Origin of the sequence: Pseudomonas sp. CYM-20-01 (assembly GCF_023169845.1) — a bacterium.
Classification (GTDB): domain Bacteria; phylum Pseudomonadota; class Gammaproteobacteria; order Pseudomonadales; family Pseudomonadaceae; genus Aquipseudomonas; species Aquipseudomonas azotoformans.
Window position 1 is genome coordinate 2,768,570 of record NZ_AP025169.1, and the last position, 22,610, is coordinate 2,791,179.

A 22,610-nucleotide genomic window follows, 5' to 3' on the forward strand; every position below is an offset into this window, starting at 1 on the left:
TGAAGAGCAGAGGCAAATTTCACGAAGTTTATTCGAAATGTTTCAAGGTTTCGGCAGAGGCAACACCTATTTGCAATCGGTTCAGCAAGTAGAAAGGTTGGCCTCTGCCCGTGTTTTGTGAACAATGGCGCCCTGCGTTTTTTCACCGAGAGCCCCATGCCTGAAACCACCGTCGAATTGATCCAGACCGGCCCCGAAGAAGCCGAGCTGATCCGTAATCTCTACCAGTACTACGCCTATGAATCGTCCGATTGGGAACAGGAAGATGTGGAGGCCGATGGCCGTTTCTATATCCATGACGAACACCTGGCCCGCTACTGGCAAGACCCGCAATGGAGCGCCAACCTGCTGCTGGTGGATGGCTACATCGCCGGCTTCCTGCTGATCGAAGGCAGCGAACTGCCAGGCATCGACGCCCTGGAACTGGCCGACCTGTTCATCCTCAAGCGCTACCGCCGCAAAGGCATTGGTCGCGCCATTGCCAGCCAGGTGCTGTGCAGCGGCCAGGCCAATTGGCTGGTGCGGTTCTATGACCAGGACGAAGTGTCACAGGCGTTCTGGCGCTCGGTGCTGGATAACCTGCCGCGCCCGGTGCAGACGATAGAGCTGGAGGATGACCCGCAGTTGGTCAGTTACCTGATCACGCGGGCGGCGCTGCATTAAAAGCCTGCTGCATCACCTGCGGCGGCTGGCCGAACGCCCTTAAAAACGCCTGGCGCATACGCTCGCGATCACCAAAGCCGGTTTCGCGGGCCACCACCTCGACCGGGTGGCGGCTGGTTTCCATCAGCGCCCGGGCGGCTTCCACACGCAGGGCTTCGATGGCTTTGGCCGGTGTCTGCCCGGTTTCCTCGCGGAATACCCGGCTGAATTGGCGTGGGCTCAGCCGGGCCACATCGGCGAGGGCTTCTACCGAGAGGTCGTGGGTCAGGTTCTCACGGGCGTAGGCCAGGGCCAGTTGCACGCGGTCTGACTTGGGGTCCAACTCCAACAGCGCCGACAGTTGCGATTGCTCACTGCCGCGACGCTGGGCAATCACCAGTTTGCGCGCAATGCGCCGGGCGAGGTCGCTGCCCAGGTCGTTCTCCACCATGGCCAACGCCAGGTCCACGCCGGCGCTCATGCCGGCACCGGTCCACACCTGGCCGTCGACGATAAACAGCTTGTCTTCTTCCAGGCGAATGTCCGGGTAGCGCTTGCGAAAGGCCGGTGCGTGAATCCAGTGGGTGGTGGTGCGCTTGCCTTCGAGCAGACCGGCTTCGGCCAGCACGAAGATGCCCATGCACAGCGAGGCCACGCGCCGCGACTGGGCGGAGGCGGCCTTGACCAGTTCGAGCAGGTTGGCTTCCGGCAGGCGGAATTCCAGGTAACCGCTGACGATCAGCGTGTCGTAGCCCTGCGGCCGGATCGCTGTGGTGTTCACGGAAAAGCCCTGAGACGTCATCACCGCGCCGCCACTCTCCGACACCAGGTGGAACTCATAGGCCGGCTCGCCGCGCAGCAGGTTCGCGCACTCGAACACCGAACCCAGGCTGAGGCTCAGGGATTGGAAGTTCGGGTAAACCATCAGCGCAACGCTGTGCATCGTCATTCTCCAAGGGGCGGGGGAGAGGGGATTGTCGGCGCGTGCCGGGTAAACGGCAACTGCCTTCGCGGCATGTCCGGAATCCTTGCGGATCTGACATTGTGCGCGATAGCCCCGACTCCTAACATTCCCTCAACGAACTAGACGACTGGTCTAATCGGACGGGATCAAGCATGAGCAGCGAAACCAAAAGTGCAAGACAGACCATTCTGGATACCGCGCAACGTATTGTCGGTCGCAAAGGATTTTCTGCGGTGGGCCTGAACGAAATACTGCAAGCCGCCGAAGTCCCCAAAGGTTCGTTTTATCACTACTTCAACTCTAAAGATGCGTTTGGCGTTGTATTGCTTGACCACTACTTCGACCACTACGTGCAGGGCATGCAGCAGTTGTTTGAACAGCCGGGCATGAGCCAGCACGCCAAGCTGATGCGTTATTGGCACAGTTGGATCAACAACCAGACCGGCTGCACCGACGCGGGCAAATGCCTTGCCGTCAAACTCGGTGCCGAGGTGTCAGACCTTTCAGAGCCGATGCGCCTGGCCCTGCAACGCGGCACCGCACGCACCATCGGGCTGCTCGCCGAGGCCTTGCAGCAGGGTGTCGAAGACGGCTCGGTAACGCTTACGCAACACCCCGAAAGCCTGGCCCAGCGCCTGTATGCGTTGTGGCTGGGGACCAGCGTCATGAGCAAGATCACCCGTACAGCGGCGCCGTTCGACCAGGCGCTGGGGTTGACCCGACAGTTGTTGGGGCATCCGCACGACACTGACACTCACACCTATCGAGGCACTGGAAAATGAAAGTATTAATGGTACTGACCTCTCACGACCAGCTCGGCGATACCGGGCGCAAGACCGGCTTCTGGCTCGAAGAATTTGCCGCACCCTATTACGCGTTCAAGGACGCCGGCGCCGACGTGGTGCTGGTTTCCCCGGCCGGTGGCCAGCCGCCGCTGGACCCGGTCAGCGACCTGCCGGACTTCCAGACCGAACAGACCCACCGCTTCGCTGCCGACCCAGCCGCGCAACAGGCCCTGGCGACCACGCTGAAGCTGGATTCGGTCAACGCCGATGACTTCGACACGGTGTTCTACCCAGGCGGTCACGGCCCGCTGTGGGACCTGGCGGAATCGCCGGTGTCGATCGCGTTGATCGAGTCCTTCGAACGTGCCGGCAAGCCGATCGGCTTTGTCTGCCATGCACCGGGTGCCTTGCGTCATGTCAAGGCGGTCAACGGTGAGCCGCTGGTCAAGGGCCGTCGCGTCACCGGTTTCTCCAACTCGGAAGAGGCCGCCGTGGAATTGACCGATGTGGTGCCGTTCCTGGTGGAAGACGAGTTCAAGAAGCTGGGTGGCCTGTATGAGAAAGGCGCTGACTGGCAGTCCTTTGTCATTACCGACGGCTTGCTCGTCACCGGGCAAAACCCCGGCAGCTCCAGCGATGTCGCCAAGGCCCTGCTGAAACTCACCGCTTAACTCAATAAACCGCTGTATGCATCGGCGACTTGTATAAGTCGCCAATGCTTTAGCGCGCCCGCTATTTGGACATTATTCAATGAATCACTCTATTTTAAGTACCCCGGTAAAACTGGGGCACCACACGCTGAACAACCGTATTGTGCTGCCACCGTTGACGCGCCAGCGCAGCGCCCAGCCGGGCGATATCGCCACTGACTTGATGGCCGAGTATTACCGCCAGCGCGCCAGTGCCGGCTTCATGGTCAGTGAGGGTACGCAGATTGAACCGCGTGGCCAAGGTTACGCGTGGACGCCGGGTATTTATACGCCGGCGCAGATCGACGGCTGGCGCAAGGTCACCGAGGCGGTGCATGCCGAAGGCGGGGTGATCTTTGCCCAGTTGTGGCATGTCGGTCGGGTGTCCCATAACGCCTTGCAACCGGACGGCGCCGCACCAGTGGCACCGTCTGCGCTCCAGGCATTGCAGGCCAAGGCCTTCATCGAAACCGCGCCGGGCGAGGGTGAGTTGAAGCAACCGCCGGTGCCGCGAGCGTTGACCACCCTGGAGATCGAGGAGCTGGTCGGGCACTACGCCCAGGCGGCGCGCAATGCATTGGATGCCGGGTTCGACGGGGTGGAGATCCACTCGGCGAATGGTTACCTGGTCAACCAGTTCATCTCCGCCCATTCCAACCAGCGTGAGGATGAATACGGTGGCTCGCTGCACAACCGCCTGCGCTTCCTGCGCGAGATCGTCGAAGCGGTGACCGCCGTGGTCGGGCCAGAGCGCCTGGGTGTGCGTTTCTCGCCGCTGTTCAGCGGCACCGACCAGGACCGGGTGTACATCGGCCTGGTGGAAGACGACCCGCACCACACCTATATCGAAGCGATCAAGGTGCTGGAAGCGTCGGGCATTGCCTATGTGTCGATTGCCGAAGCCGATTGGGATAACGCCCCGGTATTGCCCGAATCGTTCCGCCGAGCGGTACGGGACACCTTCAGCGGGCGGATCATCTACGCCGGTCGCTACACCGCTGAACGCGGTGCTGATCTGGTTGAAGCAGGGCTGGCGGATTTGATCGCGTTCGGCCGGCCATTCATCGCCAATCCGGACTTGCCGCAGCGGATTTTCAACGACTGGCCGTTTAACCCGCTACGGGCGGAAGGGATGTATGGGGGCGGCGAAGCGGGTTACGTCGACTACCCGGTGTTCGCCGGGTAATCAAACCACCCGCAACACAATCTTGCCAATGTGATCGCCACCTTCCATCCGCGCATGCGCCTGATCGGCCTCGGTGTAATCGAACACCTGGTCGATCATCGGCAGGCAGCGCCCGGCTGACAGCACCGGCCATACATGCTCGCGCAGTTGCTCGGCGATGGCGGCTTTCTCGTCCTTGGTGCGGGCACGCAGCAACGAGCCGGTGACGATGGCGCGTTTGCCGAGGATGGTCAGCAGGTCCACGTCATTGGCCTTGGCGCCGCCGAGGAAGCCGAGCATCACCAGGCGTCCGTCCATGGCCAGCGCCTTGAGGTTATTGTTGAGGTAGGAGGCGCCCATGATGTCGAGGATCACATCGACGCCTTGATCTCCGATCACCTCGGCAAAATCCTGCTCGCGATAATTGATCGCTTCAGCGCCCAAGGCACGGATGGCCGCACATTTCTCTTCGCTGCCGGCGGTGGCGAATGCCTGGATACCGAACTCGCGGCACAGCATCAGCGCGGTAGTGCCGATCCCGCTGGTGCCGCCGTGGATCAGCACGCGCTGGCCCTTGTGCGCGCCGCCGATGCCGAACAGGTTGGCCCACACGGTAAAAAAGGTTTCCGGGATGGCGGCGGCTTGAATCCACTCCATGCCTTCGGGAACCGGCAACGCCTGGCTGGCGGGCACCGCGCAGTATTGGGCGTAGCCGCCGCCGTTGGTCAGGGCGCAGACCCTGTCGCCGATTGCGTATTCGCTGACCCCTGCGCCCAGCGCGACCACTTCGCCGGCCACTTCCAGGCCGGGAATCGGGCTGAAGCCGGGTTTCATCGGGTACTTGCCGGCACGTTGCAAGGCGTCGGGGCGGTTGACCCCGGCGGCGTGCACGCGGACCAGGATTTCGCCGGGGGCCGGGGAGGGCACCGGTTCCTGGCGCGGCTTGAGCACCTCGGGGCCGCCGGGCGTGGTGATTTCAATCAGGGTCATGTCGGTGGGCAGGGTCATTGGGCGAATCCTGAGTATTTTCGATGGCTGTGAGCATAACCGAGATTGGTGATGCAATAATGCTGCGAATCAGCATGATAAGAGTGCATATATGCAGCAGTGGAGGAGGCAATGAACTGGGACGACGCACGGGTATTCCTGGCAGTGTGCCGCGAAAACACATTGCGCGGCGCCGCACGGGTGCTGGGCGTCGACCAGGCCACGGTGGGGCGCCGCGTCAACGCCTTGGAAAAATCCTTGAACGCGACGTTGTTCCTGCGCACCTCCGAAGGCTACGCGCTCACGGCTGTAGGCGAAGCGGCGTTGCTCTCGGTGGAAAAAATGGAACGCTCGGCCCTCGACCTGGAGCGCCAGATCCAGGGCCTGGATGACCGCCTGACCGGCACCGTGCGGGTCAGTACCACCGATTCCCTGGCCATCGATTTCCTGATCCCGGCCATCGCGCGCCTGCACGACCAACACCCCGATGTGCGCGTGCAACTGGACGCGTCCACGCAGATCCTCAGCCTGGCCAAGCGCGAGGCCGATATCGCCGTGCGCAACCAGCGCCCGGATAACCCCGACCTGATCGCCCGGCGCATTGCGCGCTGGCCGCTGGGGTTGTTTGCGTCCCAGGGCTACCTCGACCGCCACGGCGTGCCTGAGCCGGGCAGCCTGTTCGAAGGCCATGACCTGGTGGTGTACCAACCTCACCTGCAAAGTCAGAAGGACATGACCCTGGTCTCCGAACCCTTGGGCCGTGGACGCATTGTCGCGGCCTTGAGTTCCAGCCTGCTGGTGCGCCGCTCCATTGCTGCCGGCATCGGCATCGGTGAAATCCCGGTATGCACCGGTGAGCGCGACGGGTTGGTGCGCCTATGGCCGGAGCGCACGCGGCCACTGCCGTACGACGTGTGGCTGGTGACCCACGCCGATCTGCGCCACACCGCACGGGTGCGGGCGGTGATCGAGGAGATTGTCGCGGCGTTTGCCGGCACGGGGGAGTGAGGTCAGCACAGGCTTGCAAGCGCTTAGGTGGTTCGGTCGACACAATCGATGTTTGTGGCAATCAACCGAGAGCACGTATGAACGAATCGACGCGTCAGGACCTGGGATTATTGTTTCTGCGGATCAGCGGGGCGCTGTTCCTGCTGTGGGTGCATGGCCTGCCCAAGTTGCTCAACTACAGCGAGCAATTGAAGCTGATCGAAGACCCGTTTCACCTGGGGGCGACTATCACGTTGCTGCTGGCGATTTTCGCTGAAGTGCTGTGCCCGCTGCTGATCATTGCCGGGGTGCTGGTGCGCCTGGCGTGCCTGCCGATCCTGGCGGTGCTGTTGATCGCTTTGTGGGTGGTGCACCCGGAGTGGACGTTGTTCGAAGGGCAGTTCGGCTGGCTGCTGTTGATCATCTTCACCACCTTGCTGATCAGCGGGCCCGGTCGCCTGGTCCTGGGCCAGCGTTTCTCCTGAGCAAAAAAAGACCGGGCAAGCCCGGCCAAATAAGGAGAGGGTGGTGCAGGCGTTTCAGCGTTGCAGGAACGCCAGCAGGTCTTCATTCAACTGCTGCGCGTGGGTCACGGCGAACCCGTGCGGCGCGTCCTTGTAGACTTTCAGTTCGGCGCCCTTGATCGAGGCGGCCGCCACTTTACCGGTGGTTTCGAACGGTACGATCTGGTCGCCGTCACCGTGGATCACCAGGGTCGGTACGTCGATCCTGGTCATGTCCGGGCGGAAGTCGGTTTCGGAGAACGCGGTCACGCAATCCACCGTCGACTTTAGGGATGACAGCATCGCCACTTGCAGGGTCTGGGTCAGCACACCATCAGAGACCTTCTGGCCCTTGTTGAGGCCGAAGAACGGCGTGTTGAAGTCGCTGATAAATTGCGCACGGTCTTTCAACAGGCCGGCCTTGATGCCATCGAATACTTCAGTCGGCACACCCTGCGGGTAGTCCGGTTTCTGGCCGAACAGCGGTGTCACCGCGCCCAGCAGTACCAACCCGGCCACGCGTGCGCTGCCATGGCGTGCGATGTAGCGGGCGACGTCGCCACCGCCCATGGAGAAGCCCACCAGGGTCACGTCCTGGAGGTCCAGGTGTTCGATCAACTGGGCGATATCGTCGGCGAAGGTGTTGTAGTCGTTGCCGGTCCAGGGTTGATCCGAGCGGCCGAACCCACGGCGGTCAAACGCGATGGTGCGAAAGCCGCGGCTGCTCAGGTATTCCATCTGGTATTCCCACATGTCGGCGTCCAGCGGCCAGCCGTGGCTGAACAGCACGGGTTTACCGCCGCCCCAGTCTTTGAAATAGATCTGGGTACCGTCTTTGGCGACGAATGTGCTCATGAACATCTCCTTTCAAGGTGGTGTAAAACGCAGGATCACTATTGCCGTTAACCGGTTCAAGGGCTTGTACGGGTGTGCTTGCTTGGGGTTACCAACTGAACTTGAGCTCGACCCCCAGGTAATTGCTGTCGTCACCCCCAGCATCGTGCAGGGTCTGGCCCACGTCGTAGTGCACGGCCTCGACGGCGCCGGTGAGGTTGGGGCTGAACACATAATCGGTGCGCACTTGCGCATAGGCGCCGGTCCAGCGATTGCCCTGGCCTGCGGTGCCGGCCACCGGCAGGTTGGGCTGGGTATAGACCGCGTCGCTGGTGGTTTGGCGCCACAGCAGGCCGATGGCGGTTTGCACGCTGAGCTTGTCGATCGGCTTGACCGTGATCGACGGCTTGACGTGAATCAGGTTGCTGTAGCCGGTGTAGCCCGCCAGGGAAAAGTAGTAGCCGTTGGGGAACAGCGGGTTGAAGGTGCCGACGGTGCCATCCCCGGTTTTGCGGTCGCCCGAGGCGATGTCCAGTTGCAGACCGACGCGCGGTTTCCATGCCAGGCTGTCGAAGGTGTAGCCGGTACGGCTGCCACCGGCCCAGGCGCGAATGTCCTTGTTGCCGACCGAGCCGCTTTGCAGCATCGCTTCGATGTCCCAGTCAAAGCCCATGGCCGCGCCGCCCAGGCGTGCGTCGAACAGGTGGCGGGTCTCGTCGCCGTCGGCGTCCAGGTAGTGAGCGGCGGTGCGCTCATACACGCCGTAGTAGGCCGACAACTCGTTATTGCCGCCCACCAGTCGCTCCACACGGACCATGTGGAAGCGCGCATCGCTGTTGGATTTGTCGTCGAAGTGACGCCCGTCCTGATACTGCACCGGCTGGCTGGCGATCCCGATAAAACGCCAGTTGGAGGTCTCCCAGTCGGCCCACAGCGCATCGAAGGACTGCCGCACATTCGGGCCGTCCCGCGATGAGATGAAGCGCTGCAGGTCGAAGGCGAAATCCTGGCGCCCGACACGGGCCTTAAGGGTCCCACTGCTGAAGGTATTCACATACTCGGCGAAGGCCAGGCGCAGGTCGACGCGATTCTGGTCGGCGCCGCCGATTGTCGTCTTGTCGTACGCCCGCGCATCTTCCAATTGGGTGAACACGCGCCAGTGCTCGTTCAGATGCAGGTCGGCGTGGACCTGGAAACGCTGGATCAGGTAGCGATCACGCTTCACATCCCGCACACCGAAGCCACTGGCATCGTTCATCTCGAAACGCTCGCGCAACGTCGCGCCCAGGGACAAGTAGGTGTAGGGGTTCGCGCTGGATAGCGGGATGTACTTCAAGCTGTCCAGCGGCTGCGTGCGCAGCGCCGGGTCCTGCAGCACCGACCAGTCTTCCTGCCAGCGGTTGGCCTTGATGGCCGGGCGTGTCGCTTGCTCGTCGGCGTGGACACTGCTGACGAGCAGCGGCCACAGCACGGCCAGGCCCCAGCCTGTGCGGCGCATCATTTTGCGGCGTTGAGTTGATGGATCTCCGCGACGTAGCCGCCCGGAAACTCCACCAAAGCGCTGCGACGGCCTTTGCTGTCGAACGCAGGCACCAACACTTTGGCGCCGGAGCCGGTGGCCTTGCCCAAGGTGGCCGTCAGGTCAGCCACTTGATAGCCGGTGGTCTCATGGCCGAACGGGTACGGCAGTTGGCCGTTGGTGACCAGCACAGCCATGCGCCCGAACGGCGATTCGATGTCGACGCGACGGTAGTTACCGTTGGCTTGGCCGATATCTGCACCTGGGGCGTGTTTGTCATCCGCCAGGACTTTGCCGTGGGCGAAGCCGATAAACGCTTTGATAAAGGTGTCGGCACGGTCGGCACTGAGGTACACGCGGTTTTCCGGCACGGTCTGGAACGCGGCGTAATCCGGGGTCTTGGTGTGCCAGTAAAGCTGCATGTTCACGCCGCCTGGCCACTGCACCACGGCGTCACGCCCGATCGGGTCGGGAAAGTCGCTGACGATCACCGCCGCGCCGTTCTCCCGGGCGGCCTTGAGGGCGAGGTCCATGTCCTTGACCAGATAGCCGTTGCGCTCCTGGCCGAACGGGTGCGGGATCGGCGTGGTGAAACCGAACAGCGATACCGTGCCGGCGGGGGTCTGTAGCAGTTGCGAAGTGGTGCTGCTGGGCACCGGCAGCACGTTCACCACCACCTGGGGCGTGCTTTTACCGCCGAAGGTGGCCAGGAAACTCTGGGTAAAACGGTCGACATCGGCCGGAGCGACGTAGACGTGGCTGGTGTCGTATTGCGGGGCCACGGCGACCGCAGGTGTTGCGGCGAAGGCGCTGTTCATCATGGCCCCGGCCAGCAAGGTGACTGCCAGCGATACCGTCCTGACTTTTCTACACATACCCACTCTCCCGCGTTTTGAGAAAGTCTCGATCTTAGGGGCGGGGCAGACCGGCGGATTGTACGGACGTGCTCGGTTGAACGATTCAGCGTCTATGCTGGTCATCGTAGAACGGTGTCATCCAGGAGGCTCAGGACATGCTCGACTTCTGCGCCAGGCACGGGATTGTCTCGGACATCGAGATGATCGATATCCAGGGCATCAACGAGGCGTATGAACGGAGGCTCAAGGGCGATGTGAAGTATCGGTTCGTGATCGATATGGACAGCTTGAAAAAGGAAAGCCCGGCGGCTTGAAATGCATTCTCCAAACCGCTGTAGAACCCCTGTGGGAGGGGGCTTGCCCCCGATAGCAGTCGGGCAGTCACCGCATCATTGACTGACCCGCCGCTATCGGGGGCGAGCCCCCTCCCACATTGGTTTGCGGTGTGTCTAGACCGAGAGGTGTTCGTACAGAATTGTCGCTCCCACCAGCATCAGCACCACACCACCGACCATCTCCGCACGCTTGCCCACCACCGTTCCCAGTACTCGGCCAAGCATGATCCCGATCGTCACCATGGTCATGGTCGCCAGGCCGATCGCCGCCGCCGCCAACAGGATGTTTACGTCTACGAACGCCAGGCCCACGCCCACCGCCAGCGCATCGATGCTGGTGGCGAAGGCTGTGACGGCGAGGATCATGAATGAGTGCTGGGTCGGCTTCTCGGCCTCTTCATCATCGGCTTTGAGCCCGTTCCAGATCATGTGCAGCCCCAGCCCGACCAACAGCGTAAACGCGATCCAGTGGTCCCAGTCTTCCACCCAGCGCGTGGCGGCGTGGCCGATGGCCCAGCCGATCATCGGCGTGATAGCTTCGATCACACCAAAGATCAGGCCGGCGCGCAGCGCTTCGGTGAGTCGCGGTTTGTGCAGGCTGGAGCCTTTGCCGATGGCGGCCGCAAAGGCGTCCGTGGACATGGCCAGGGCGAGAAGAATCAGGGAAATGGGGTTCACGGTAAGGCTTCCAGTCGGGCTATGGGACACAACGACACTCCCACGCGCCCGACTTGAGGCATGGAGGTGTCGCTGGTCTCACCAACCGAAAAGACGGTGTTCGCACCACGGCAGGTTGCCGAATATGTTGATACGAACGCTTCCAACAGGGTCAGAAGCCGGTTACTCCCCAACGAGGTGGACGATATTAGGCGACTGGGTATGAAAATTCCGTCAAAAGGCCTGTGGCAAGCCCTCTCGCCACAGGGGACTTATCGCCCGTTTTGAAAGGACTGGCCCTCAAGGCCGCTGCGGCTTCACCGACGTGCCGAAGGTATTGCCCATGCGCACGCTGGTCGCCGCCGGGGTGGATAGGCCCACCGCGTTCGGCGGGCGTTTTTCGATGGGGAGGTTCTGCGCCTCGCGGTTCTTTTTGGCCGCCTTGGTTGCGTTCGTGTCGTTGCCCATCTGCTGGCTCAGGCAGCCATAGTCGGGGGCCTTGTAGCCGTCCACGCTGACCTCGGCGCACTTGCCGGCGGCGTTTTCGGCATGGGCCAGCAAGGGCAGGGCAGCGCACAGCAACAGGCTGGCAAGGGTCGGCAAGGTTTTCATCGGGCCTCCTGGCGGGCCCGAAGGAGTGGGCCGGTAAGGCTTGGAAGTCTAGTGCAGCGGGCCTCTCATCACCGTGATGTTTTTTTTGCTATCACCGTAACATCAGGTTCATAAACTGGCCTCAGGATGACGGTTTTCTAGGGCGCGTCGGCCGTGCAGCGATGCAGAACAGGGGGTGAACACGGAGCCTGGAGGCGCTTGATGTGCGCCCTGGTCTTGCTGTTGCTGCTGGCCGGTGGTCGCGCGGCGCAGGCAGAGTCACCGCTGCTGCCGTTGAACCTGCCGGCGCAGGACCTGGAACATGCACTGCAAGCCTACAGCCGTGCCACCGGGATGGCGGTGCTGGTGGACCGTGAATTGACGCGCGGGCGGCGCTCCATCGCAGTGCGCGGGCGCTTCACGGCGCAAGAAGCACTGGCGATATTGCTGACAGGGAGTGGCCTGATGGCCCGTTATGCACGCAGCGATGCGTTTACCTTGCAGACCCCGCAAGTTAGCCCACCGCCCACGACCCGGGGGGCGGCGGCACGCAACGCGGCGCGGATCAACAACAGTTATGCGACGGCGTTGCAGCAAGCCATCGAGACCAGCCTGTGCCGCTCGCCGCTGACCCGGCCCGGCAGTTTTCGCGCGCTGGTGCAGGTGTGGGTCAACCCGGATGGGCTGATCGAACACAGCCGGTTGGTGAGTTCCACCGGCGACGAACAACGCGATGAAGCACTGGTGCGCAGCCTGGCAGCGGCACGGGTTGAACGCCCGGCGCCGAGCTCGCTGCGCCAACCGGTGACTTTACTTTTGATGCCTGACACAACAGGAACGCGCATGGAATGCACAGCCGCAAAAGGAGCCTCGGAGGGATGAAAAATACCGGGCACAGTACGATGGTCAGCCTGTTCCTGGCCTCTTACGAAGACTTCAAGGTGCGGTTGCGCAAGCGCCTGGGCTCGGAGGACCTGGCCAACGACGTGCTGCACGAGACCTACCTGCGGGTCGACCGCATGGACGTGCCGCCGAACCTGCAACAGCCCAATGCCTACCTGTACCGCATGGCCCTGAACATCGCCGCCGACCGCCGCCAGGCCGACGCGCGCCTGCTCACCGGCAGCGAGGTGGAAGAGCTGCTGCAAAGCGCCGACGAAGCCCAGGACCCCTCGCGGGTAGTGGGCGGCCAGAAAGAAATCCAATCCCTGGTCAAGGCGCTCTACGAATTGCCCGCGCGCCGGCGCAAGATCCTCATCGCCGCGCGCCTGGAAGAGGCGCCGCACCTGGAAATCTCCCAGCGTTTCGGTATTTCCACGCGCATGGTCGAAAAGGAAATCAAGGCCGCCCTGGGCCACTGTGCCAAGCGCCTGGAAAGAAAAGTGATTCAGCGGTTCGGTCCCGGGGCCGGAAAACCGTCTTAGTGTCGAGTCCCTGATAAATCCGTGAGTACGTGCGCGCTTGAATATTTTTAGCCTCTCCACCGCCCGGCAGTCCGCCGCCAGCCCCCTGCACGATGAAGCCCGCGACTGGCTGCTCCTGCTGACCTCGGGCCGCGCCACCGTGGCCGATGCCAAGGCCCTCAAAGCCTGGTGCGCGCAGAGCCCGGAGCATGCCCAGGCTTTCGAGCAGGCCAAGGTGCTGTGGCAACAACTGGCGCCGGCGCTTGATCAAGTGTCGCAACCGCGCAGCTTTGGCCGCCGTGCCTTCCTCGGCGGCGCCATCGCTGCGTCGGCAGCCGTGGTGATGGTGCGGGTCGGTGTACCGGGTGGCTTTGCCGGGCTCACAGCGGACTATCGCACCGAAGTCGGCGAGCAACGCCAAGTGCTGTTGAGTCAAGGTATCAGCCTGGAACTCAACACCCAGACCCGCATCAGCCGGGTGGGTGAGGGCATCGAGTTGCTCGAAGGCGAAGTCGAGGTGGTCACCCACGTTGCGCAACCGCTGCGGGTCCAGGCCGGCGAAGGCTCGGTCAACGCGGCGCAGGCACGCTTCAATGTGCGCAATACCGACCACCGGGTATGCGTCACCTGCATCGACGGTTCACTCTCGGTGGCCATCGCCGGGCGCAGCGTGCGCCTGGACAGCGGTCGGCAACTCACCTACGGCGCGGCCGGCGTCAGTGAGGTGACAACGGTGGACACCCAGGCGGTGGTGGCCTGGCGTGAACAGGTGCTGGTGTTCAACAACGCCACGCTGGCGACGGTGGTGGACGAGATCAACCGTTATCGCCCGGGCATGCTGCTGCTGTTGAACAAGGAACTGGGCCAGCGCCGGGTTCAGGCACGCTTCAGTTTGCAGCAGTTGGCGGGCGTGGCGTTGTTGATTCGGGATGCGTACGGGGCCAAGTGCACGGAGTTGCCGGGTGGGGTGGTGTTGTTGAGTTGAGGGGCTGCCGCTCGTCGGGTAACTCCAATTTTTACGATGTAAATGGACCGGGCCAGAACGCTAATCTACGCCTGTCGCTTTCAGGTATGCCTGTGTGCTCATGGGTTGAGCCACCGGTCTTTTTCCTCTGACAGATCTCCTTTCTTGTCCTCTCTGAATTGTCATTCTCGTTTGTAGGGGAAAGGACTTTCAGCGTAAGAAAAAACCAGGAAATGTACGTTTCAAGTCTCACTTCCTATCCGGTTTCTTCCTTCGACTGACATTGTTCGGAAGCATCTGACAGCCCTCCAACGGCTGTGTGACAGACAGGGCGACGCCCTCAGGAACGCCGAATTTTTTGTAACCTTTCCTGTTTTCCTTAAGCGTTTCAGCCTCGGCAGCATGGGTGCTCTTTCCATTTGAGTACCTGTGTGAGGGTGAAAGGATGCCGGCTGTTTTTCGACCTGCGCTGCTGGGGATAGCGCTGTTTTCAGGGCCGCTTCTTGCCGCGTCCCCCGCGTCCCCCGGCGACCGCGAATTGGCCCGTGAGCGTCAGCAGCAAGTGTTGGAAGAGCAGCGTCGTCGCCTTGAAGACCTGCAGAACCTGCCCGGCCAAATCGCTGTGCCAACGGCTCCCGCGCTGCTGGAAGACGGCCAGTGCATCACCGTCACGCGTATCAACATTGAAGGCGCGACATTGCTGCCCGAAGGCCAGCGAGAGGCGCTGCTGCAACCCTGGCAGGGGCGTTGCCTGGGGGTGCCTCAACTCAACGCCGTGCTCAAAAGCCTCACCGATCACTACCTGCATCGCGGCTACGTCACCACCCGCGCCTACCTGCCACAGCAGGACCTGAAACATGGCGAACTGAACATCATCGTGGTCGAAGGGCGCCTTGAAGGGCTCGACAGCTCATCGCTGGCCAGCCCGCTGGAGTCCGCCATGACCTTTCCCGGCACCGTAGGGGAGGTGCTCGACCTGCGCGAGCTGGAGCAGTGGGTGGATCAACTGTCGCGCTTGCCCTCGCGCCAGCCGCAGCTTGAGGTGTTGCCGGGGCAGGCAGTGGGGGGCAGCCGCGTGACGCTCAAAGGTGAGCGCCGCGAACCCTGGCGTGTCTCGGCCAACCGCAACAACCATGGCGATGCCAGCACCGGTCGCCAGCAGGCCGGTATCGGCCTGGATTGGGACAGCCCCCTGGGCCTGGCGGATCAATTGAACCTGCGGGCCAGCCGCGACACCGTCAGCGACCGCTGGCGCCATTCCCACAGCCAGAACCTGTTCTACAGCCTGCCGTATGGTTGGTGGACGTTCAATGTCAGCCACAGCCAAAGCTTCTACCGCACGCGCAACGACCTTTCCGGGTTTGCCTTCGCACTGTCAGGCGAGACGTCCAGCCAGCAGTTGCGCGCCGAGCGCGTGCTGCACCGCGATAACCTGGGCAAGACGGCGTTCAGCTTTGGCCTGAGCCACCTGCGGACCCGCAACTACCTGGAAGACGCGTTGCTGCGCACCTCCAGCCATCGCACCACGGAGCGTCAACTGGGCTTCAACCATGGCCGCCGCATCGGCAACGCCTTTCTCAACCTCGATGCCGGCTGGCAACAGGGCATCGGCGCCCTGGACGCCCAGCGCGATCTCTCTACACAGCGCGGCGCGCCGACCTCGCGCTATCAGAAATACACCCTGACCCTCAGCTATTTGCAGGCCTTTCGCTGGCTGGGCCAGCACTGGAGTGTCGACAGCCTTGCCACCGGCCAACACGCCGAAGACGAACTCTATGGGCCACAACGCCTGAGCGTCGGCGGCCTCGGTGCGGTGCGCGGGTTCCAGCAACAGAACCTTTCGGGCAATAGCGGCGGCTACTGGCGCAGCCAGGTGCGCTGGCGCCAACCGGTGGCCTGGGAGGCGCTGCGGCCCTGGGTGCACGAAGTGGGCGTGGGCTTTGGCTACGACGTCGGAGTGATCCGCCGTGGCCCGCACAACCCTGAAGTCGCCGGGCGCCTTACCGGCCATGCCTGGGAACTCAGCGCACGGGGTACTCACCTTGCGGCTTCGCTGGTGCTTGCCCGTTCCCTGGAACGCCCGGCCATCGTTGAGCGTCGCGAACACCCGGTCTACGCCCGAATCGACCTGTTTTTCTGAATAACAACAAGGAACCTAGCCTATGGACGTGCGCCGCCCGTTTTACCAGTGTCTGGCCCTGAGCCTCACAGGCATCATCTTCCTCAACCCGATTGTCGCGGCCGCCGCCGAGCTGAGCGTGGACCCGGCCAGCCCCGGCACCAGCCTCGGCCATGCGCCCAACGGCGTGCCGGTAGTGAATATCGCCGGGCCCAATGGCAGCGGGCTGTCCCATAACCTGTTCACCGACTACAACGTCGGCAGCAACGGGCTGATCCTCAATAACGCCACCCAGGCCACGCAAAACACCGAGCTCGGCGGTGTGATCCTCGGCAACCCAGGCCTGCAAGGGCGGCCTGCCAGCGTGATCCTCAACGAAGTCACCGGTGGCAACCGCAGCCACTTGGGGGGCTACACCGAAGTGGCCGGGCATGCCGCGCGGGTGATCGTCGCCAATCCTCACGGCATCACCTGCAATGGCTGCGGGTTTATCAATACGCCGCGCGCGACGCTGACCACCGGCAAGCCCGTGATCGAAGGTGGGCGGCTGGATCACTTTCGCGTAGACGGCGGCGATATTGCGCTGGAGGGCGCCGGGCTCAATGCCCGCAATGTCAGCCAGTTCGATCTGATCACCCGCACGGCCAAGCTCAACGCGCAACTGCATGCCGACCAGCTCAACATTATCACCGGCCGTAACGATGTCAGTGCCGACACTTTGCAGGCCCGTGCCCATGCGGAAGATGGCCGGGACAAACCGCAACTGGCCATCGATGCCAGCGCCCTCGGCGGCATGTACGCCGGGACGATTCGCCTGGTGGGCACTGAGCAGGGTGTTGGCGTAAGGCTGGCGGGCGATATGGCCAGCACCGCCGGCGACATCGTGATCAATGCCAATGGCGGCCTGAGCCTGTCCCACACCACCAGCGTCGGCGCCCTCACCGCCAAGGCCGAGTCGATCGACTTACAGGGCCCGACCTTTGCGATGGCTGATATCGACCTGCAGACCCAGGGCGATCTGGTGGTGCGGCAGAGCCTGGCCAGCGCCGGGAATGTCAGCCTCGAAGGCCGCACGGTGAGCAACCAGGGCAAGGTCGTCAGCGGCATCCTGGAAGACCGGCGTATCGCGGGCAAACAGCTGAGCATCAAAGCCCAGCGCCTGGATAACCCGGGTGAACTCAATGCCAGTGGCCACCTGGAAATCACCAGCGGCAGCCTCGATAACAGCGGCCAGATCGCCGCCGACAGCGCCAGGATCGAAGCCCGCCAGGACCTGAGAAACACTGGCCAGGTGGTCACCGCCGGCCAACTTGAAATTGCCGCCAGACAGGCCATCAACCATGCCGGGACGCTGCATGCCGAAGGCGATTTGAGCCTGGTCGCCGACAGCGTCGACAACAGCGGCAAGATCGTGGGGGCGGGCAGTGCGCTGAGTATTGCGGCCGGCACGTTCACCAACGCGGGCGAACTGCTCGGCGACAACCACCTGCACCTGCAGGTCGATGGCGACCTGAACAACAGCGGCCTGATCGCCGCCAAAGGCGATGCCTATATCAGCGCATCAAACCTTACCCAAGACCACGGCCAGATTCTCAGCGGCCAAGACATCCAACTGCGCGTGCGCGATGTACTGCATAACCTCGGCGTGCTCAGCGCAGCGCGGCATATGCAGATTAATGCGGCTCAACTGAATAACCCCGGCACGCTCGGCAGCCAAGGCAACCTCCTGCTCACTGCCAACGTCACCAACAGCGGCCTGCTGTTCAGCGGCGGCGACCTGCATGTGCGTGGCGAGCATTTCAGCAATCTTGAAGGTGACCTCTACAGCGTCGGTGATTTCAGTTTCGCCGGCACGCGCTTCAGCAACCTCTCCGGCAACGTGGAAACCGAAGGCAACCTGCACATCAACGCCCGCGAGTTTGAAAACGCCCGCACCCACCTTGTCCTCGAACGCGAGCTGGTCGGCGGTAGTATCCAATGGGTCTGCGGCCAGCACTGCCACGGCAACGACAGCTTCAAGCGCGGCACTATCTACATCAGCGAAATCTGGCGCGAAACCGCCGCGCCCAACTCCACCAGGGCGGCGCGACTGGTGGCCGGCAAAGACCTGCGCATCGACGCGCAGACCCTGGAGAACCGCTACAGCCTGCTCGCCGCCAATGGCGACGTGCACCTTTCCGCCAACCGCCTTATCAACCAGGGCGCGGCCTCCCAGACCGGCATCTCCAGCACCATCATCGGCACCCCCGGTCGCATCGACAAAGCCCTGTGGGACCAGATGGAATTCCACGACCTGCCGGCCTTCAATAACGCACCCTTCGACCCCGTGCGTTTTGCCGAACTCAAGGCCCGCTCGACCGGAGAGGGGTTCAGCAACCCCGGCACCCTCACCACCTGGCGCGAGGATGGCCGCGAAGTCTATGCCGCCACGCTGCAAGCCGGCGGCCGCCTCAACCTGCAGGCCACCGAGTACCTGCAAAACGGCACCCTGCGGGAAAACACCCTGGCGCAACTGACCGGCGACATTGGCCACAACCCCAACGACCTCGAACTGAGCCCCGATCGCCTCAGCGATGACCTGACCCAACCACCCGAATTCCAACTCCCCAGCGGTAAATACGGACTGTTTATCCCCAGCAAGAATCCGGGCAGCCCCTACCTGATTGAAACCAATCCCCTGTTCACCCACCTGGCCAACTTCCTCAGTTCCCAGTACTTGCTCGACAAGATCGGCTACAGCAGCGACGAAGCCTGGCGGCGCCTGGGCGACGGCTACTACGAAAGCCGCCTGATCCGTGACGCCGTGCTGGCGAAGACCGGGCAACGCTTCCTCGCCGGGCAGCAGAGCGACGAGGAACAGTTCCGCTACCTGATGGACAACGGTCTCAGCGCCCGTGACAGCCTGCAATTGAGCGTCGGCGTCGGCCTTACCGCGCAGCAGGTGGCGGCCCTGACCCACGACATCGTGTGGATGGAAAAACGCCAGGTGCAGGGTGAAGACGTGCTGGTGCCGGTGCTGTACCTGGCGACGGTCGACGCCAATAACCTGCGCGGGGGCAGCCTGGTGCAAGGCCGGGACATCAACCTGGTCAGCGGCGGCGACATCGTCAGTGTCGGCACCTTGAAAGCGGAACGGGAGCTGACCGCCGTCACCGACGGCCGCCTGCTCAATGGCGGCACGCTCAGCGCCGGTGAACGCATCAGCCTGCTGGCCACCGACAGTATCCGCAACGCGATGGCCGGCGAGATCCGTGGCAGCCATATCGAACTTACCAGCGTCACTGGCGACATCGTCAACGACCGCACCGCCCATGCCAAGCATCAGGGCGACGGCACCCTTGTCACCCATCTCGACCAGGCGGGCCAGATCAGCGCCGCACAGCGCCTCACGCTCAACGCCGGACGCGACATCACCAACCGAGGCGACATCAACAGCGCTGGCGATGCCAGCCTGAGCGCCGGGCGCGACATCAACCTCATCGCCGTCACCGACACCCAACAGGTGCGCACCACGGAAAACGGCGGCCACCGGGTCACCCAACACAGCCGCACCGAACAGCTTGGCGCCAACCTCAACGCCGCCGGCAGCCTGAGCCTGCACGCCGGGCGCGACATCACCCTATTGGCCAGCCAAGCCAACGCCGGCAAAGACCTGACCGTCGCCGCCGGTGGCAACCTCCACCTGTTGGCCGCTGCCAACGACACCGATCACGCGGTCAACAGCAAACGCGGCGGCGCCAAGGTGCATGAGCAAACCACCCAGGTGCGTCACGTGGGCAGCCAGCTCACCGCCGGCGGCCAACTGAGCGCCAGCGCGGGGCAAGACATCGTGCTGCACGCCAGCCAGGTCAACAGCGCCAAGGACGCGTATCTGGTGGCGGGTGGGCAGTTGCAACTGCTGAGTGCCAATGACAGCGACTACAGCCTGTATGACTACAAGAAAAAAAGCAGCTTCGGCGCCCTCAAGACCCAACGCGACGAAGTCACCGACGTGCGTGCGGTGGGCAGCCAGATCACCACAGGCGGCAACCTCAACCTGATCAGCGGCGGCGATCAGCTGTATCAAGGGGCAAGGCTGGAAAGCGCGGCGGATATCGCCATCACCAGTGGTGGGGCGGTGACCTTCGAAGCAGTGAAGGACCTGCATCAGGAGAGCCACGAGAAGACCAACAACACCGCATTCTGGGTGGCATCCAAGGGCAAGGGCAGCACTGACGAAACGCTGCGTCAGAGCCAGTTGGTTGCCGGGGGCACCATCGCGATCCAGGCCGTCGACGGTTTGCAGATCGACATCAAGCAGGTCAATCAGCAGAGCGTCAGCCAGTCGATTGATGCGATGGTCAAGGCCGACCCGCAATTGGCTTGGCTCAAGGACGCAGAACAGCGCGGGGATGTGGACTGGCGTCAGGTCAGGGAAGTCCACGACAGCTTCAAGTACAGCCACTCCGGGCTGGGGCCGGCCTCGCAACTGATCATTGCCATCGTGATGTCGGCGGTCATCGGGCCCATGGCGACGGCCGCAGCAGGCGGCGGTGTCGGCGGCGCCATGGTGGGAGCGGTTGCGACCGGCGCCTCGACCAATGCCAGTGTCAGCGTGGTCAACAACCGGGGCAATCTCGGTGCCGTGTTCAAAGACGTGACGTCGTCCGATGCCCTGAAGGGCTATGGGGTTTCGGCGATCACTGCCGGCTTGACGGTGGGTTACTTCGACCCGTGGACCGGAGCGCAGACCCATACCACCATCAGCAAGGTGGCCACCTCCGGCTCGCTGGGCACCTGGAGCGGCGTCGGCCAATTCGCGGCCAACCAGGCGCTGCAGAACGGCACCTCTGTGTTGCTGAACAAAGCCCTGGGGCAGGGCGGCAGTGTCAGTGACGCGCTGAAAAATGCCTTGTTCAACACCTTGGCGGCGGCCAGTTTCAACCTGGTAGGGGACTACACGAAAAACGTCCTGGCGGACGGCTCGTTACCCAAGGTGGCGATCCACGCCATGGTCGGTGGCTTGCTGGCAGAAGCCACTGGCGGCGACTTCAAGACCGGCGCATTGGCGGCGGCGGCAAGCGAAGCACTGGTTGGCCACCTGGATACGTTGGTCAAAGGCAACGACACCCTGCTCACCATGAGTTCGCAGATCGTCGGCGTACTGGCGGCTGCGGCACAAAGCGACACCGACGCCGCCAAGCTGGAGACCGGCAGCTGGGTGGCGAAGAACGCCACGCAATACAACTACCTGTCACACAACCAACTGGAACGGGCCGCCAAACAGATAGCCCGATGCACCGACGCCTCCTGCATTCAGGACGCCACGCGCAAATTCCAGGAACTGAGCCTCCAGCAGGACATTGACGCCATCGTCAGCTGCCAGGCCGACCCCAGCTCCTGCGCGGCAAGCTCCAAAGAAGTCGCCAACACCATGGCGAACCTCAACGCCATCCGCGACATCGCCGACTACGCCTCGCCCGACGCCCGGGAGGCGGTACAGAGCCTGATCAACGGCAATTACGAATTTCAGGAAATGCTGGCGACCGCCACGACCGAGCACTCGGTGGGCGCGATGGTCGAGTCGCTCAAGTCGAAGTGGGCACTGAGCGATGCTCAGGCGCAGGACATTGCGCACAATCTGAAGATCGCACTGGCGGTTGGGGTGGGGACTGCGGCGGGGGTGGTGGCTTATAGGCGGGCTGTGGCGGGTGGGGGGGCGAAAGGTGAAGCTGCTGGGTTACTGCCAAAGCCTGGAAGCACATCTCTACCCGTCAATAGCTTCGGGGCTGATGCCGATTTTAAGGTGGACTCGAACCAGCTAGGTACAAAACTCGGTAAACATGTTAAAGACTATGGTGGGAATGCGGCCAATTCAGCCGATCGGAAAATGGTGCTTGATCAAATTAATGATATTGGGAATAACCCAGATAAAGTTATCCCTGGAACTTTTTCCGGACAAGGAACAAATGGTACGCGTGGAGATGTATTCTTCAGGATCAAAGGTAATGATGTTGTTGTTACCAAGCCTGACGGAACGTTTGTGACTATCTTGAAAGATGGGGTGACTCAGAATACATCTGTAAAAAGTGCTTTGAAGGGGGAAGTAAGGTAATGAGTATTTCATATCTTATGAATGCTTGGTTAGTGAGGGCGTTAGGACGTAAGCTGCTTTCAGTAAATGCATTGCTTCATGTGTTCGAGTCTTATAGAGGCTCGATCCCTCAAGAGGTTTCTCTTCGATTTGAAGATTTGGAGAGTGGGAGGCTATATTGCGGGAGTGATGGTGTGTCGCTATGTTTTTCTGAAGCGCCTATTGCTGAATGCGATTTGGGTGAGTACGGAAAATTGATTGATTTTTGTGTTTCTAGTGGAAGTTATTTTTTTGATGTTGTCGGGCTTAGATTGCTTTCGGTCTCGGCTATAAAGTCCTCGGTAGAGTGTAAAGTGATAGGCGTTTTATTGTTGTTTGAATATGACTCGTTTCTATCAATTTTGAATTTAGGGGATGAGCTCTTTTTTTGTGATAGGGTGCCAGATGAAATAATTGCCAGCGAAGGGTTGACGTTTGTTTTGTTGGGCGGAAAAGGGGGGGAGGAAAACGGGGTCAGACCCTGAGGGACTCTAGAT

General features: G+C 62.2%; 19 protein-coding genes and 1 pseudogene. 13 read left to right on the forward strand and 7 right to left on the reverse strand.

The features are described from left to right. The first annotated feature begins 156 nt into the window (after nt 1-156). On the forward strand, nt 157-663 hold the full coding sequence (locus tag M2497_RS12640; protein ID WP_071495187.1) for a GNAT family N-acetyltransferase: 507 nt from the start codon (nt 157-159) through the stop codon (nt 661-663). Here M2497_RS12640 and M2497_RS12645 read toward each other — a convergent pair. Further along, nucleotides 641-1,585: a GlxA family transcriptional regulator gene (locus M2497_RS12645; RefSeq protein ID WP_248487798.1), complete on the reverse strand. Its 945-nt coding sequence runs from the start codon at nt 1,583-1,585 to the stop codon at nt 641-643. The two genes, M2497_RS12640 and M2497_RS12645, sit on opposite strands and share 23 nt — an antisense overlap. 173 nt (nt 1,586-1,758) lie before the next feature. On the opposite strand from M2497_RS12645, the gene M2497_RS12650 reads away from it, so the two are divergent. The 3 genes from M2497_RS12650 to M2497_RS12660 all read left to right on the forward strand — a co-directional run bounded on the left by M2497_RS12650 (nt 1,759) and on the right by M2497_RS12660 (nt 4,266). Further along, the gene (locus M2497_RS12650; protein WP_248487799.1) at nt 1,759-2,388 is read left to right on the forward strand and encodes a TetR family transcriptional regulator; all 630 of its coding nucleotides are present in this window, start codon (nt 1,759-1,761) and stop codon (nt 2,386-2,388) included. Next, the gene (locus M2497_RS12655; RefSeq protein WP_058426953.1) at nt 2,385-3,062 is read left to right on the forward strand and encodes a type 1 glutamine amidotransferase domain-containing protein; all 678 of its coding nucleotides are present in this window, start codon (nt 2,385-2,387) and stop codon (nt 3,060-3,062) included. The genes M2497_RS12650 and M2497_RS12655 overlap by 4 nt, the downstream gene beginning before the upstream one ends. A gap of 79 nt (nt 3,063-3,141) precedes the next feature. Then, nucleotides 3,142-4,266, forward strand: a complete 1,125-nt coding sequence (locus M2497_RS12660; RefSeq protein ID WP_248487800.1) for an alkene reductase — start codon at nt 3,142-3,144, stop codon at nt 4,264-4,266. On the opposite strand, the gene M2497_RS12665 is transcribed toward M2497_RS12660, so the two are convergent. Further along, nucleotides 4,267-5,253 (reverse strand): NAD(P)H-quinone oxidoreductase, encoded by a 987-nt coding sequence (locus tag M2497_RS12665; RefSeq protein WP_248487801.1) that lies wholly within the window; start codon nt 5,251-5,253, stop codon nt 4,267-4,269. It lies immediately after the preceding gene. Between the two features lie 111 nt (nt 5,254-5,364). Between M2497_RS12665 and M2497_RS12670 the strand changes: the two genes are divergently transcribed. Further along, nucleotides 5,365-6,240 (forward strand): LysR family transcriptional regulator, encoded by an 876-nt coding sequence (locus M2497_RS12670; RefSeq protein ID WP_248487802.1) that lies wholly within the window; start codon nt 5,365-5,367, stop codon nt 6,238-6,240. Between the two features lie 77 nt (nt 6,241-6,317). Next, entirely contained in the window at nt 6,318-6,704 is a 387-nt protein-coding gene (locus M2497_RS12675) for a DoxX family protein (RefSeq protein ID WP_248487803.1), read from the forward strand. Between the two features lie 54 nt (nt 6,705-6,758). Here M2497_RS12675 and M2497_RS12680 read toward each other — a convergent pair whose 3' ends face one another. The 3 genes from M2497_RS12680 to M2497_RS12690 form a co-directional block, all read right to left on the reverse strand. Beyond that, nucleotides 6,759-7,577 carry an alpha/beta hydrolase gene (locus M2497_RS12680; RefSeq protein ID WP_248487804.1) on the reverse strand — a complete coding sequence of 273 codons (819 nt, stop codon included), beginning with the start codon at nt 7,575-7,577 and terminating at the stop codon, nt 6,759-6,761. 88 nt (nt 7,578-7,665) lie between these two features. Further along, nucleotides 7,666-9,057, reverse strand: coding sequence for an alginate export family protein (locus M2497_RS12685; protein ID WP_248487805.1), 1,392 nt, complete (start codon nt 9,055-9,057; stop codon nt 7,666-7,668). Then, entirely contained in the window at nt 9,054-9,950 is an 897-nt protein-coding gene (locus M2497_RS12690; protein ID WP_248487806.1) for a glyoxalase, read from the reverse strand. The genes M2497_RS12685 and M2497_RS12690 overlap by 4 nt, the downstream gene beginning before the upstream one ends. A 119-nt stretch (nt 9,951-10,069) precedes the next feature. Here M2497_RS12690 and M2497_RS12695 point away from each other — a divergent pair. Beyond that, a pseudogene (locus M2497_RS12695) lies at nt 10,070-10,246 on the forward strand (NAD(P)-dependent alcohol dehydrogenase); the annotation flags it as partial. Between the two features lie 135 nt (nt 10,247-10,381). Here M2497_RS12695 and mntP read toward each other — a convergent pair. After that, nucleotides 10,382-10,945, reverse strand: coding sequence for a manganese efflux pump MntP (mntP, locus tag M2497_RS12700; protein ID WP_248487807.1), 564 nt, complete (start codon nt 10,943-10,945; stop codon nt 10,382-10,384). A 279-nt stretch (nt 10,946-11,224) separates the two neighbouring features. Next, a complete protein-coding gene (locus M2497_RS12705) occupies nt 11,225-11,536 on the reverse strand; it encodes a hypothetical protein (protein WP_248487808.1) in 312 nt (103 codons plus the stop codon). 201 nt (nt 11,537-11,737) lie between these two features. On the opposite strand from M2497_RS12705, the gene M2497_RS12710 reads away from it, so the two are divergent. The 6 genes from M2497_RS12710 to M2497_RS12735 all read left to right on the forward strand — a co-directional run bounded on the left by M2497_RS12710 (nt 11,738) and on the right by M2497_RS12735 (nt 22,598). Further along, a complete protein-coding gene (locus M2497_RS12710; protein WP_248487809.1) occupies nt 11,738-12,397 on the forward strand; it encodes a secretin and TonB N-terminal domain-containing protein in 660 nt (219 codons plus the stop codon). Then, the gene (locus tag M2497_RS12715; RefSeq protein ID WP_016980117.1) at nt 12,394-12,939 is read left to right on the forward strand and encodes an RNA polymerase sigma factor; all 546 of its coding nucleotides are present in this window, start codon (nt 12,394-12,396) and stop codon (nt 12,937-12,939) included. The genes M2497_RS12710 and M2497_RS12715 overlap by 4 nt, the downstream gene beginning before the upstream one ends. Before the next feature lie 37 nt (nt 12,940-12,976). After that, on the forward strand, nt 12,977-13,903 hold the full coding sequence (locus M2497_RS12720; RefSeq protein WP_248487810.1) for a DUF4880 domain-containing protein: 927 nt from the start codon (nt 12,977-12,979) through the stop codon (nt 13,901-13,903). 424 nt (nt 13,904-14,327) lie between these two features. Further along, complete coding sequence (locus M2497_RS12725) at nt 14,328-16,022, forward strand: ShlB/FhaC/HecB family hemolysin secretion/activation protein (RefSeq protein ID WP_248487811.1); 1,695 nt, start codon at nt 14,328-14,330, stop codon at nt 16,020-16,022. 22 nt (nt 16,023-16,044) lie between these two features. Next, nucleotides 16,045-22,095 (forward strand): DUF637 domain-containing protein, encoded by a 6,051-nt coding sequence (locus M2497_RS12730; RefSeq protein WP_248487812.1) that lies wholly within the window; start codon nt 16,045-16,047, stop codon nt 22,093-22,095. Beyond that, nucleotides 22,095-22,598 carry a hypothetical protein gene (locus M2497_RS12735; RefSeq protein WP_248487813.1) on the forward strand — a complete coding sequence of 168 codons (504 nt, stop codon included), beginning with the start codon at nt 22,095-22,097 and terminating at the stop codon, nt 22,596-22,598. The genes M2497_RS12730 and M2497_RS12735 overlap by 1 nt, the downstream gene beginning before the upstream one ends. Nucleotides 22,599-22,610 lie beyond the last annotated feature (12 nt).